Source organism: Nostoc sp. 'Peltigera membranacea cyanobiont' 232 (assembly GCF_002245985.1).
GTDB lineage: Bacteria > Cyanobacteriota > Cyanobacteriia > Cyanobacteriales > Nostocaceae > Nostoc.
The window spans coordinates 1-14,231 of sequence record NZ_NOLK01000077.1 but is presented as its reverse complement, the minus strand read 5'-3'; the positions used below and the strand labels follow the sequence as shown (position 1 = coordinate 14,231).

Annotated in this window: 7 protein-coding genes; 5 read left to right on the top strand and 2 right to left on the bottom strand. The window is 43.1% G+C overall.

Annotated elements, in window-relative coordinates:
• Positions 1-782 precede the first annotated feature (782 nt).
• A complete protein-coding gene (gene sds / locus CDG79_RS23130) occupies positions 783-1,757 on the top strand; it encodes a solanesyl diphosphate synthase (protein ID WP_094344227.1) in 975 nt (324 codons plus the stop codon).
• Between the two features lie 293 nt (positions 1,758-2,050).
• Here the strand turns inward: sds and CDG79_RS23125 are convergent, their stop codons facing one another.
• Positions 2,051-2,524, bottom strand: coding sequence for a hypothetical protein (locus CDG79_RS23125; protein ID WP_094331001.1), 474 nt, complete (start codon positions 2,522-2,524; stop codon positions 2,051-2,053).
• A gap of 204 nt (positions 2,525-2,728) precedes the next feature.
• Here CDG79_RS23125 and hetZ point away from each other — a divergent pair, with 204 nt between their 5' ends.
• From hetZ to CDG79_RS23110, 3 genes are all read left to right on the top strand, one after another.
• Positions 2,729-3,934 carry a heterocyst differentiation protein HetZ gene (hetZ, locus tag CDG79_RS23120; protein ID WP_094344226.1) on the top strand — a complete coding sequence of 402 codons (1,206 nt, stop codon included), beginning with the start codon at positions 2,729-2,731 and terminating at the stop codon, positions 3,932-3,934.
• Positions 3,927-4,904 carry a PatU gene (locus CDG79_RS23115; protein WP_094344225.1) on the top strand — a complete coding sequence of 326 codons (978 nt, stop codon included), beginning with the start codon at positions 3,927-3,929 and terminating at the stop codon, positions 4,902-4,904. Before hetZ ends, CDG79_RS23115 begins: the two co-directional genes overlap by 8 nt.
• A gap of 625 nt (positions 4,905-5,529) precedes the next feature.
• Positions 5,530-7,860, top strand: coding sequence for a transglutaminase TgpA family protein (locus CDG79_RS23110; RefSeq protein ID WP_223278275.1), 2,331 nt, complete (start codon positions 5,530-5,532; stop codon positions 7,858-7,860).
• A gap of 133 nt (positions 7,861-7,993) precedes the next feature.
• Here CDG79_RS23110 and CDG79_RS23105 read toward each other — a convergent pair whose 3' ends face one another.
• Complete coding sequence (locus CDG79_RS23105) at positions 7,994-13,057, bottom strand: CHAT domain-containing protein (protein WP_094344223.1); 5,064 nt, start codon at positions 13,055-13,057, stop codon at positions 7,994-7,996.
• A gap of 424 nt (positions 13,058-13,481) precedes the next feature.
• Between CDG79_RS23105 and CDG79_RS23100 the strand changes: the two genes are divergently transcribed.
• On the top strand, positions 13,482-14,105 hold the full coding sequence (locus CDG79_RS23100; RefSeq protein WP_094344222.1) for a type I restriction endonuclease subunit R: 624 nt from the start codon (positions 13,482-13,484) through the stop codon (positions 14,103-14,105).
• The last annotated feature ends 126 nt before the right edge of the window (positions 14,106-14,231 follow it).

Here is a 14,231-nt window from a genome sequence, read left to right as displayed (position 1 = left end):
CATAGACCCCACAGTAGTTAGGTTGCCTTTTAGCAATCTAAAACTACGCTTCTCAGAGGTCTACTCGATCTACGTTATTTTTACTCATACTGTCTGTGAAAAGAGCAATGCTTGCGCTCAACGTGCGCTGAAGACGTGTAGCGGCTTCCCATAGGGATATTGCATAGCTCCAAACCAGGAGTTTTGCATATCGTAGAAAAAATAAAAGGGATTATTCCCTTAATCTAGACTACGACTAATTATTTTAGACCCACATCACCGAGCCAGTAAAATCACCTAGTAAGTGACTTACTTTTGCGGTGTGAATATCTGAAAAATTTAAAATTCCTATAATCTAGCGTAACACAACGACCCTGAATTTGAAGCCCATTCGACTGCTAAATTTCAAATTTTTTGAATAACTACACTTCAGTTCTGAAGAAACTTAGTTTTATCTATTGGCAACTTAATTTTAAGGACATCCATTTTGTCAATAAGTAATCTTGCTTGAATTCTACTTTTAACTGTGGCGGTAAACGCGTATCAGCAAGCTACTCGATCCAATTAAAGCTGATATTTACTCCCGTATACTGAGAGGTCATGTTTTAAGTTAGTTTAAAACTCAAATTTCTCCAAAATTAAGCATAATTGCTTATTGACAAGCGCAGTAACATCCTTTTATGTCACTGATAGACTCATAAAAATGGGATTAACTTATGAAAACTTTGCGCTGGCACAGGGTTATCTTAAAATGAGTGTAGGATATGTAAACTTTCGTAACCTAAGTCAGAGTCCGCCCATCCATGACCCCAGCCACCTCCATGTTTAACCCTGTGGAAGCAGACCTGCGACTACTAGCAGATAACCTAAAACAGCTAGTTGGAAATCGCCACCCCATTTTGTTTGCAGCAGCCGAATATTTATTCGGAGCCGGGGGAAAGCGTATCAGACCAGCAATTGTCCTGCTAATATCGCGGGCAACCATGTTAGATCGAGACATTACACCCCGTCATCGCCGCCTAGCTGAGATTACAGAAATGATTCACACAGCAAGTTTGGTACATGACGATGTGGTAGATGAATCAGACGTGCGGCGAGGCGTTCCTACTGTTCATAGTTTCTTTAACAGTAACCGCATTGCCATATTAGCAGGAGATTTTCTCTTTGCCCAATCTTCCTGGTATTTAGCAAACTTGGATAATTTGGAGGTGGTAAAACTCCTCTCAGAAGTCATTATGGATCTGGCTACTGGGGAGATCCAGCAGGGACTAAATCGTTTTGAAGCTGGTATGTCGATTGAAACTTACCTCCAGAAGAGTTATTACAAAACAGCTTCGTTAATTGCCAACAGTTCTAAAGCTGCTGGGTTACTCAGTGAAGTTTCGCGGGAAACTGTTGAGCATCTGTATAGCTACGGTCGTCATTTTGGCATAGCATTTCAAATTGTTGACGACATTCTAGATTTCACCAGTACAACAGATACCTTGGGTAAACCAGTGGGGTCAGATTTGAAAAGTGGTAATCTGACAGCACCAGTTTTATTTGCTTTAGCAGAAAAACCATCCTTGGAAGTGTTGATTGACCGGGAGTTTGCTCAAGAAGAGGATTTAGAGCAAGCACTAGCACTAATTCAAGATAGTCAAGGTATACAGCAAGCGCGAGAGTTAGCTGCTCACCATGCTAAGTTAGCAATTGAACATCTTGCAGTTCTCCCACCTTCAGAATCTCATCAGGCATTGATTAACATAGCTGAGTACACACTGAGTCGTCTCTATTAAATTAGATAGGTACAAAATGGGGCTTTAGATGGCAAGTTAAACCTACCGGATATTTTTAGGTGGGGAAATTTTGCTCGATGGTCAGCTAAATTTTGAAAAATGTTCACTGATAACTATTTGTTTATCAATTTTAGATTAGGCGGAAAATTAAGCCGATCGATTGGTCTTTTAAAGAACAAAAAGGGTAGTGACGGGCATTAATTTCTTTTCATCAAAAACTTTTTTAAAAGAATTTGAGATTTAAAATTTGGGATGTGGGATTGTATCTAAAAAATCCCACATCCCAAATTTTTCTATGCAATATCAGGGGGTATGTGTTTAGGCGATCGCTCCTGTCGCAACTGTTGCTGCATGAGTTTCTCTAGATCGGTTCGCCGAATTTCAACGGTATGAGTGGTCTTACCCGGCGTTTCCAAAAAAATGATCCCATCTACGGGTTCTAATGCCACCAATTGGAACAAAATATGGGTGACAGGAACAATTTTAGCTAGCATTTGAGGGTCAAGCCCAGCAGGGGAAATTAGAGAGACATCCTGTATGGTAGGGAAAGCGTAAATAACTCGCTTTTCCAATCCTGGATTAGTCCGATTGCTCAAAGTAGTTAAAACCCAGCTTGACTCCGAATTTTGGAGAATATAGTACTGGGAGTGACGTAATTTTAAAGCGATCGCTCTAAGGGCAGGAGCAATTGCTGCAATCAGATTTGGTGTTATACCATCGCGGGGTGCATTGTCAATCAGCAATTGAATTTGTGCTTCTAAATCCATAATGACTTGTATACGGCTCCTGGGTAATGGCAATAACATCTATCAAAGTGTGAACAATCCCATCCAAGTTGGGAATAATAAAATCAGACATATCCTTAATGTAGGATTGGTCTGCGTTTAGCTTATACGTAAAACCAAAAAAGCCAATACCCACAGTCGTACAGGTTGTATTTAAATACTTAGGGTCTTTTGAAAACCGAGACTATGAATTCAGCCGCAACCGCAACTATTCCATCTGCAAATATTCTGGGAGAAAATTCTAAAGGCGTGGAGGCGATCTTTCAACTCCTGTCCAAGGAGTTTCAACAATCGACCAAAGCTTCGGAACAGAATTGCCATGATGTAGCAACACGTATTACCACCGAAGTCTATCGGATTTGCCATGAGAGCAAACGTATCCAAGCTTCTGGAACTGTAGAAAGCTCGGCGATCACCCTGGCTCGGCATCGGCTGCAACAGTGTCTCAGGTACTATCAGTTGGGTTCAAATCGGGGCAGAGTAGAATTACACAGTACTCTGAGTGCAATTATTTATCGATACATTAATCCGCCTCAGAAGCAATTGAGTTATCAAGGGCGACTGACTATAATTGAAGATTTTTTACAAAGTTTTTATCTAGAAGCATTAAACGCTTTCCGGCGAGAAAATCAACTTGGCGCTACTTATCGCCCTCAGACGCTTCTAGAATTGTCCGAGTACATGGCATTTACCGAACGCTACGGCAAACGACGCATTCCTTTACCAGGCCGTCAGCAGCAGTTAATTATCTTGCGGGCGCAAACTTTTTCTCAACAGCAGCCCCCAGAAACCAGCGTAGATATAGAACAAGCCGCAGAAGGCAGCAATAATGAAGGTGATGGTTCTTGGGAAGAACCAGCAGTACATCAATTGCGCTCCACAATGGCAACCCAAGCCGAACCCGAACCCGAAGAAGATACCTTGCGCTCTGTTGTGGTTACAGAATTAATGAATTATCTCGAACAACGGCAACAATCTGACTGCGCTGATTACTTTTCCCTCCGCCTCCAGGATCTATCAGCCCAGGAAATTGAGTCGGTTTTAGGTTTAACCCCTCGTCAGAGAGATTACTTACAGCAGCGCTTCAAGTATCATTTGATTCGGTTTGCATTATTACACCGTTGGGAATTAGTTCACGAGTGGCTAGAAGCCTCTTTACACACCAATTTGGGTTTAACTCCCCAGCAATGGCAAGTATACACAGCACAGCTGGATAGTAAGCAACGGTCTTTATTAGAGTTGAAGCAACAAGGACAAGCCGATGAGAAAATCGCCAAAACTTTAGGGCTGTCAATGGCACAACTTCAAAAACGATGGTTTAAGATTCTTGAGCAAGCTTGGGAAATTCGTAACTCATTAGTGTCCGGATCAGGTGCATCTACTCATGAATAGTGACTCAGAATCCTCACAATATCAGTATCTCGGTTGGTTATTGACAGATGATGTCAAAAATAACGAGCAATCTGTACCATGTGAGGAAAATGACGGGGTAAAAAAACTTCTCAATGAAGCCACTGCTTCAAAAAGCAGTGAGCCAAAATTGGGAGGAACGTCCCAGACCTTTCAATTGGGAGAAATTCCTACTGTGCAAGATCGTTTCCAAGCCGTCCTTAAGCGTCGGTTACAAATCCAAGTCCAAGACCACCCACCTTTGTTTCCCTGGGAAACACAATTAATCGACTATCCCGATTTTGTTGATGAGCCGTCAATGACGCTCGTTCCTACCTGGGGATGGATGGTACAACAGTCGAAGCTGAACCTGCCGCGTCCTTTACCGGAGAGAGTTTTTCAGCAATTGCTGGAACAATGTCAGGCGTTGGTGACATCTTCAATACCTCTGGGAGCAAAATTAGTTCAAGTGGTGGAGAACTTTTTTCCCAACGATTCTCAAGCATTAAACGATATAGCTGGACTGGTGCTAAGAAGCACCTATCGATCTGTAAATACTCTGGAGACAATACCCAATATCCAGAGCGATTACTCAGATTTACAACCACGTCAACAGATGGCTTTGTCGTTGCTAGCGGCTAAACAACTGCTGGAAAATCTGACTCTACCACTTTCAGCAACCAGTCCAGTGGTGGAAAGACAATGGCTAACCACTGTCGGTAATTTGAACATCAGAGTAGAGTATCAGTCTGTAGGTAAACTTACAAAGTTACTTGTTCAAGCTGAGTTACCCGTTAAAGGAACTTTGATCCTTCGTGGAAGTGGCACTCTAGCAATGGCAACATCTTCGACTTCGGGATACTTAAGTGTAGAGTTAGGCTGCGAGCAACTTAACCCAACTTATACTCTGGAAGTTGAGTTTCCAGAAATAGACCAACAGCCGCTTTTGTTTGTCATCAACCCTACTGTGTAACTTTAACTACTATCGCTAGGATGTAATGCCGAATATCTTAAGGTAACTATTGCCTAGCTGTTGCCTTGGGGCTTTTTCATGCTCTAGATAATACTAGCAACAGGGTGCTTACTTATACTTAAGGCGTGGTTACAGTTAACCAGTGGGTATGGACTTAGCCTCCACCCGATAATTGATTTTTTGTGGATACTCGTCAGTCCACTCAGTTATTAGCAAAGCCTGGGAAACGGGTTAGTTTCTTGTGTTGTGCTGATTTCGCCTCTATTTTACCAAGCCACCAATTTTTCACAACGAATTTATTCGCTTGTGTTGTTTTTTTATCCAAAATTATGTTCGCTCTTGGCGTTACAGTTTGCGGTAACGTTATATATCAATGCGCTTGGGTTAAGTCAATTTATTTGACGTACCGTAGAGGCGCAGAGAACGCAGAGAGAAGAAAGAAATGCTTTAGGACTTACGTCCTGTACAAATTAATCGAGGGCTTTAACTTTTAAAATATGCGCTAAACCTTCATCGATGCTTAAAGACAGGATAAGAAAGCTTGCTGTAACGGGAATACTTTAAAGTAGGGCGAACAGTTTTGTCCTCAGCATTGTTTCCGTAGCATGTATAACTTAGACTCGAAATGCTCAACTTATCTAGGATGAATCGGTTTTGGCGTGTCCCTGTAGGTAATTTCTGGCGGCAAAATTTACAGAAGTCGCCTTTGACAGAAGTAGAAGATTCGATTTCTTTGCGATCGCTAGTCCTAGGATTGGTTATTTTGGGAATTGTGGCGACGGATATCGCCGCCGAAACTTCATTCAGTTTTTGGGCGTTACCCCTGAGTTTAGTGGGTGCGATTTGGAGTTACTATCGTCGCCATGATGCCAATGTTGCAATTAAGTTTTGCATTGCCATTGGTATGTTAATAGCACTCGGTAATTTCTTTGGGCGGTTAGTGGGAGAGTTGAATGATACGCGGTTGAGTTTGGCAGAGTTATTAATTCAACTTCAGGTGTTGCACAGCTTTGATACACCCCGCCGGAAAAATTTAGGTTATTCGATTGTTATAGGATTGATTTTATTAGGTGTGGCGGCAACCCTAAGTCAGACTTTAGCATTTGCACCTGTGTTGCTGTTATTTTTAGCGATCGCTCTCCCAACTTTAGTATTAGATTATCGATCGCGCTTGGGTTTGCAGCCATTAAAAACTCAAAAGGAAAAACTCAACAAGAAAAATTCCTCAACTCTTAATTTTAAGTTTTTAATTCTAACTTTTTTGCTAATTGTCGGTCTAGGACTGGCAATTTTTGCTGTTTTACCCCGATTCCCTGGCTATCAGTTACGGAATTTTCCTGTAAGTTCTGCTATTCAAGTAAAAGGCAATTTCACAGGTCGTAGCATCATTAATCCTGGTTATGTCCGCCAAGGAAATGGAAATAATCAAGGTAGTGGTAGCGGTGGTACGGGACAAAATAAAACAGGTGAACCGGGAAAGATAGATAATAATTTTTATTACGGTTTTAATAGCCAGATTAACCAAAACTTGCGGGGCGAGATGAAACCGAAAGTTGTGATGCGGGTGCGATCGCAAGCTGAGGGTTTTTGGCGAGTATTAGGATTTGACCGTTATACAGGTAAGGGATGGGAAGTTTCCCGGAATGAAAATGTTATGACCATGAGGCGATCGCCTTGGTCTTACCAAATTTTCCTGAATCCACCTGTGATGACTGGTAAAACCCAAGAGATAGTCCAAACCTATACAGTGGTGGACGATTTGCCTAACTTAATTCCGGCGATGGCTTATCCCAAAGAGATTTACTTTCCCACACCACTGATTGCGGTTGATACAGAAAATGGATTGCGATCGCCTGTAGAATTATCACAAGGACTCACTTACACAGTAATTTCTGAAGTACCATCCCGCGATCGCACTTTGTTAGGTGAAGCTTCTACTAATTATCCGCAACAGATTAAGAAGCATTATCTGCAAATTCCTCCCGAAATTGCCGAAAAAGTCCGACAGCGCACCGAAGAAATTCTTGCTGACTACAATCGGGAAGGGGTATCAAAGTCTTCTAAAAGACTGGATTCTCCCTACGAAAAAGCTCTCTACTTAGCTCAATATTTAAAGCAACGCTACTCTCTTCCGCAAAATCCCTTAGATTTGCCTTATTTGGGAGAAAAAGATGATTTAGTAGAATCTTTTTTATTCAAATATAAAGGCGGCTATCCAGACCACTTCTCAACAGTTCTCACGGTGATGCTACGTTCCATTGGTATCCCAGCGAGGTTAGTAGCAGGATTTAGTGCAGGAGAATTTAATCCATTTACAGGGCTATATGTTGTCCGTAATACTGACGCTTATGCAATGACGGAAGTATATTTTCCCAAATATGGCTGGTTCGCCTTTGACCCGATTCCCAATCATCCCCTCATTCCTCCATCAGTGGAAGATACTCAGACTTTTAGTGTGTTGCGCCAATTGTGGCACTGGGTTGCTGGATGGTTGCCTTCTCCAGTGACAGGTTTGTTGAATAATCTATTTGAGACAATATTTAGATGGGTGATTAGAGCGATCGCTTGGTTTTTAGCTTTATTCTCTCAAGGTTGGTTTGGCGTATTAACTGGCTTAATTTTGACAACTACAGCAGCTTTCTTCGGTTGGCTGGGTTGGGACCAGTGGCGAGAGTGGCGCAACCGCCGATGGCTAAAGAAGTTGCCAGCAATGGAAAGCCTTTATCAACAAATGCTGCAATGGACAACCCAAAAAGGTCTAGGTAAACATCCAGCACAAACACCTTTAGAGTATGCCAGAGGATCGTACCAGCATCATACCCCAGCAACTGCTGAGGTAATAGATGAAATTTGTCAAGCCTATGTCGGCTGGCGTTATGGTGGTCATCCGCCTAACTTGCAGCGACTGCGAGAAAGATGGTTAGAACTAAAAAAGGCTGGTAAGACTGATAAGTAGTTCAAGTTACAGGGTATCAACTAATGTGTATTTGTTACTCCTCAATTCATGCGATGTTTTAATCATGACGCAAAGCGACATAAATCGGTAGAAAGAAAGGGTAAAAGGGTGACAGTAGAGTTAATTTGCAACTTTACCAAGGATTGCCAACCATTGTGAATCCAGCCCAATAATAAGGATGGGTAAGTAATTGCTCCCCTTCATCACCACTGTTATTAGGTAGAGGCAGGCTCCCCACTACTCCTAAACCTTGTATTTGACCATTTTTTACGTAAATCTGCCCTTTTGCCATACCTAACTGAGCCTGTCTGAGGGCTTCTGCTTTAATCCGAGATGTCCTCAAGTTTTCATAAAATTTCGTCATCAAGGCTGCTGTACCAGCATCATTAACCGACCAAAGACTGGCGACAGTAGTTTTTACGCCTGCTAGCACAGCTAAACCTGCAAATCCAAGTTCCGACTCTTCATCTCCCAAAGCTGTTCTACAAGCACTCAGCACCAGCATTTCAACTTCGGGTTCATTCAAGCGCAACTGTCGTAATTGGTTCAAGCGTAACTTGTCCTCCCACAGTTGAATATAAGAATTACTCAAAGCGCCGGTAGCAAAATCGGCATGGGTTGCCATGTGAATAATCCCAAAAGGTTGTTGGCGACGGATAGTTTTGAGATTTTCTAAAGTGGCTTGCTTGTCTAACAATAATTTGCCCTGCCAGAGTTTAGACACCAGTGTTGATAACTCCAGAGGAACTGCTGGTAAAGGCTCTTGTCCCTGAGTACTCTGAGAAATACCCATCGCTAAGACTTGAGATTTTTTAATGTCTTTATAAAGGGTGTTAGTCAAGCTCAGACTAGGCATCAAGCCAATGCTATATTTTTCTATTAGAAACCCTTTGCCATCATGAAGTGCTGCCATTGGGGTTGAACGTAATCCAATATCCGGTAAAAAGACCAGATTATTGATTTCTCTTGCCTGTAAATCTGCCTCTAGTGGTGCAATAATCCAGCGATAAAGTTGTTGAGATGGACGCAAATAACCGGTGCGGCGACGGTTTTGTGGACTAACTATTTGGTCGCGAAATTCTTGAGCTACTTTGAGAACTTTAGCTCTGGTTGTTTCGGGAATGCGCTTACGGATGGGGTTGCCTTTTCCAGTTACTACGACTATTTCCAGTTGGTCGCTATCCTGTTCTGCTAGAGTATTTAACTGTTTGGTAAACTTTTCAGCTTTCCCTAAATTTCTCTCTGGTATTATCTCCACTGGGACAAAACTGATGTAAATAAATGCAGGTTTAACACCAGTCGCCTCCTCAATTTTATGAGCAATTTCTTTAGCATCATCTAGTGTTTTGATTCTAGGAATAGGGATGCCTAAATGGTCGGCAAAATCATCTGTGAAATCACTTTCGGGTGTGGGATCGGTATTAATAACGGGGTTATTAATATTAGGATTATTTGGAACAGGGTTAACTGGTGTACCTGGAGTGCATTGGAATGAGCAGGGGGGAAGAGTTGGGGTAGGAGTCGGGTTAAAAGTTGGGGTAGGAATCGGAGTCGGAATCGTGGTAGGAATCTGACTGACGTTGATTCCTACCTGTACAGGTGCAGAAGAGGAAACGCGGTCATTTGCACTAATTACAAAAGCATTTAGCGATCCGTTAGTATCTGCCGGAGGTGTGTACACTAAAGTATCGTTGCTAGATAAGGTAGTAACACCAGGGACGACGGGAAGGCCATTGACAGTGAGAGTTCCTGTATTCACTACATCAACCTGGATGGAGGTGATGTCATTATTTGCATCGCTGACCAGTGCAGCCAAACTAGAGAATGTCAAGGTTACTGGTTGATTGGTCTGGGTATTGGGTAGCGATGAGTTTGCCGTTAATGTCGGTGGGGTGTTGACGGAAGTAATGGTAATGCCGGTTGGGGTGCCGTTAGCATCTCCGCCATTAGGTAAGACTGGGAAGTTACCCGAAGCGATGATTGAATCCCCTCTATTAAGCGATCCTGCTGTGCCATTGACACTTGCATCACCGACGATAAAATCCACATTGTTTGGGCCACCATCGTGTTGAATTCTGATAGTACCTCCCACAAGAGGTTGAGCGTTAGTACCTCCTGCACTAGTAAAAAATCCACCAGTAGCGATCGCCTCACCCGCTCCTATTCCTTGAATCAGTCCGTTGGTTAGCACTTGCACATTGCCACCTTGAACAGTGTTACCATCAACAAAATCATCGGCGATCGCCTGAGTGTTGATGTTGGTAAAACGAATATTGCTGCCAGATGTATTGGTAGTCTGTAAAGTAACGTTGCCACCTGTAACATTTCCAGTCCCATCCACTTCGGTGGCGATCGCTGAGGCATTAATGCCATCATTAACGGTGATATTCTCTGTGGCAGTTAAGCTGACTGCGCCAGCCGTGCCGATAAAAGAGCCGCCTCCGGTCTTGGCTACAGACGAGTTTATTGCCCCTGTGGTAATACTACCTGCGGTGGTACTAACTTGTACATTGCCACCAGTACCTAACCCACCAGCATCATTGGAAAAGGAATTAATGGTATCTGTAAGGATATTGCCTGCCGCCGTCAAAGTCACCGTTCCACCCGTGGCATTGCCAATCCCTCCACTATCGCTAGTGTCGATCTGATTTAGGGTAATTCCACCATTGCTGCTAGTGACTTGAACATTACCTGCTGAGTAGCCTTGTCCACTGGCAATAATGTTGCCTGTACTAATGTTGCCAATTGCAGACAAATTTACATCGCCACTTCTGTTGAAATTACGAGTTGTATCTAGATTTCCCAATAATAGGCTGGCTCCCGAAATATTTATTGCTCCTCCGGTTGTCGCGATTGTGTTGGTAGGGTCAACAAAGTTTACAGAACCATTTTGTGAAGTTAAGCTGAAGCTACCACCGCCTAAGTTTAATGTAGCGACACCAGGGGTAGTTACTCCGGGCGTAGCTCCGGTGATGTTATTGATAGTAATATTACCTGTGGCTTGCAAGTTGATATTTGCACCGGATGCTGCGATCGCACCCCATGAAACGGTATTAGCCCCAATATCTGCATCCCCAAAGGCAATATTACCAGCTGTGGCATCAAAATCACCTGTCCCGTTTGCACCATCAATAATGGTCAATGTGCTTGGGTCTAGTAATAAAGTGCCAAAACTGCCATTGGGGGCTGAAGTATCTACTAAACCGTTGAAGGTCAAGAAATTTTTGCCTGATACTTCTACAAAACCACCATTGCCGGCATTTGCTCCTCCACGAGCCGAAATGCGACCAAAATATTGAGTTGTATCGTTACCCCAAACAATTACCCGTCCGCCGTTTCCATTCAAATTGCTATCGGCATTAATGACGGAGTTGGAGTTAATATAAGTTTTATCTGCATTGGGCAAAGTCCCCTTACCTTGGTAATCGCCGCCAATTAACACAGTACCACCGCCATTGCTTCCAGAGGCGTTAATATTGGCATCAATTACCGCGACTTTTTTACCCAAAGCAGTTACAGTACCGCCTGTTTGACTCGATACATCCACAATGCCCGAAACAATCGTTGTCCCTGGTGTTGTGGGAATTGTCACATTAGAGGCTGTTAATTTTACTGTCCCATCAGGATTAGCAGTTAACCCTGTGTTCCCAACTGTGAGCAATTCTGGTAAAGATGCAATGGGAATTGTCCAGTTATTGGGTTGATTGCTACTAGAGGCGAGAGGCTGAATTTCTAGACTCAGCAGATTTCCTGGCTGACTGAGACGCACCCAATTTTGTCCTGGTACTGATGTGACAGTAATCTGCCCTCCCGGTGCTGAGATTTGCCCAGTGTTGACTACAGTACCGCCCAATAAGGTCAAATTTTGCCCCGCACCTACTGCCAAATTTCCAGCATTTGCGATCGCTCCTGGCTGGTTCATACTAAAGGCAAATCCGTTGGGGTTTCCAACTAGAGCAGCGTAGTCATTAACACCGATGGCGTTGAACCAAGTGCTACCAAAACCAATACCATTGGCTGTTGTCGCGGTGAAAGCACCAGGTACATTTAAGCTGGCGTTCGATCCAAAAACAAATCCGGCTGGATTCATCAAGAACAGGTTAGGATTGCCACCTGTTACCTGAATTAAGCCATTGATGACTGAGGGATTCCCGCCTGTAATTCGACCAAGAATATTTTGCAGCGCCGGACTAGCTTGAAAGTTAGCGATTTGTTCTGGTGAAATGCCAAATTGTTGAAAGCTGTGGAAGAGGTTAACACCATCCCTAGAAGTTGTACCGCCGGTGATATCAAGTCGATTCCCGTTGGGTGTAACAATTGTGTTTGTCCCATCCGCAGCAGGGACAATTTGTTGTGCTTGAGCTAATCCCGCACTCGCGGAACTCACCAGAGGCAAAATAGCTAGTACTGAAGCGGCGATTTTGTGGAGTAGAGGTTTTTTCCGCCGCAAGATGAAGCGGCCTGCGGGCAATTCTACATCGATTTGTAACTTTTCTGCTAATCCGCGTCGCCAAAGTGCTTGAGCGATCGCCTTACCAGACCAGAGAATTTGTTCTGTTCTTTTGGTGACAGACAGGCTTTGAGAGTGAATCCGGTAGAGGTAGAGTGGATTTTGAACTCGGCGCACCTGGGCTACTTCTGAAAGTCGCAGACACAGGTCGTAATCGTAAGCAATACCACTAAAAGATGCGTTGATACCTCCCACCCGATCGTAAACTGAACGGCGCATGAGGCGGAAGTGGAAAGTCATGAAGTTTACCAGCAGACCTTCTTGGGAGTAGGGAATGTCACAGCGATGACCGTAGCCGATGACTTTGCCTTCTTCATCAATATTTAGGTAGTCGGTGTAAACAAATCCCGTTTTTGGATGGCAGTTGAGAACTGTTGCGGTTTCGGCGAGGGCAGTAGGCGCTAGGATATCATCACTGTCTACAAAACCAACGTAAGTACCGCTAGTTTGAGCGATCGCTGCCTTACAAGCTTCAGCAACTCCCTGATGGTGTGCTTCTATTACCCGGACTCGCCCATCTTGTTGAGTATAAGCATTAGCGATCGCCACCGATCCATCTGTGGAGCCATCATCCCAAATAAGTAGTTCAAAGTCTTGCCATGTCTGCGCTAAAACACTGGCGATCGCTACTCCAAGGTAAGACTCCCGGTTGTAATTGACGATGACTATGGAGATCAGTGGTGGCATCGAAGTATTTCCAAGTTTTCTACCTCTTACCACAATATAATGCTAGGGGCTATCACTTAGAATAAATTGTTGTTAATTAACACAATGTGCAACTTATTTATTCTTAGAATCCCGCTTCCAAACCTCTCCCCCACTCCTGAGAGGCTTTAATACTTGCTTCCTAATGCTACAAGGGTTAAGTTTGAGAAAACCTTTTAATTTACGATAATTTTTTAGTCATTAATTAGGACTTACGCAAGGTTACGGAATAATGAACCGTAGAGGCGCACAGAAGCCAGTGCGCCCTTGCGGTTCCCCGACTTGTTCGCGCAGCGTCTCCGACAGGAGAAGCAACTGGCGCGACACAGATAAATCATAGTTTAAGATATATTTTGCGTAAGTCATTATATATAATACAGATGTATTTCTTATTCGTAAATTTATTATGGTACAAACAATCCAAGCGCGGGATATCAGCCTTTACGAACTAGAAGAAAAATTTGGTTTGCAATTGGTTACAAATGCTGATTTTTTTACAGAATGGACAAATGATTTACCATCGGTTAATGATGCAGAATTTCTCTCGCTAGAACGAGTTAAAAGTAACTATTTAAATTTAACTCAACATCGTCCGATGTCAGAAGAAGCGGTGAAGATGGTAGTGCTGTCTCCACTGCTTGATTTAGTTGGTTTTTATCAGCCACCTTTTGAAATTGAAACTGAAAAATCTACTGATATTTCTGCTGTAGATGAAAGCATAATGGTCAAAGGTAAGATTGATGTTTTGGTAATTCAAAAACGTCTTTGGGTACTAGTTATTGAATCTAAAAGCACTAAATTTGATGTCTTAAGCGCATTACCCCAAGCACTTGCTTATATGCTTGATATTCCCAATATTGAACGACCAATCTTTGGGTTACTTGTCAACGGTAGAGAGTTTGTTTTTGTGAAGCTAGTTCAGCAAGAAAATCCAAAGTATGCTCGTTCTTATGCATTATCAATTGAACGAGATGCAGAATTCCAACAGGTACTAAGTGCATTAAAACGCATTGGTCAATTAATTTTATAAGCGCAGACACAAGTTAACAATTTAAAATTCAAAATGACGCTCTCTACGAGACGCTGCGCGAACGCGGACTCGCTCTAAGCGTTCGCGGAGCGTCTCGTAGAGAAGCCATGCCGTAGGCTTTAAGGG

Coding starts and splice junctions, on each gene's coding strand:
- sds (WP_094344227.1), top strand. CDS start 783: ATGACCCCAGCCACCTCCATGTTTAACCCTGTGGAAGCAGACCTGCGA.
- CDG79_RS23125 (WP_094331001.1), bottom strand. CDS start 2,524: ATGGATTTAGAAGCACAAATTCAATTGCTGATTGACAATGCACCCCGC.
- hetZ (WP_094344226.1), top strand. CDS start 2,729: ATGAATTCAGCCGCAACCGCAACTATTCCATCTGCAAATATTCTGGGA.
- CDG79_RS23115 (WP_094344225.1), top strand. CDS start 3,927: ATGAATAGTGACTCAGAATCCTCACAATATCAGTATCTCGGTTGGTTA.
- CDG79_RS23110 (WP_223278275.1), top strand. CDS start 5,530: ATGCTCAACTTATCTAGGATGAATCGGTTTTGGCGTGTCCCTGTAGGT.
- CDG79_RS23105 (WP_094344223.1), bottom strand. CDS start 13,057: ATGCCACCACTGATCTCCATAGTCATCGTCAATTACAACCGGGAGTCT.
- CDG79_RS23100 (WP_094344222.1), top strand. CDS start 13,482: ATGGTACAAACAATCCAAGCGCGGGATATCAGCCTTTACGAACTAGAA.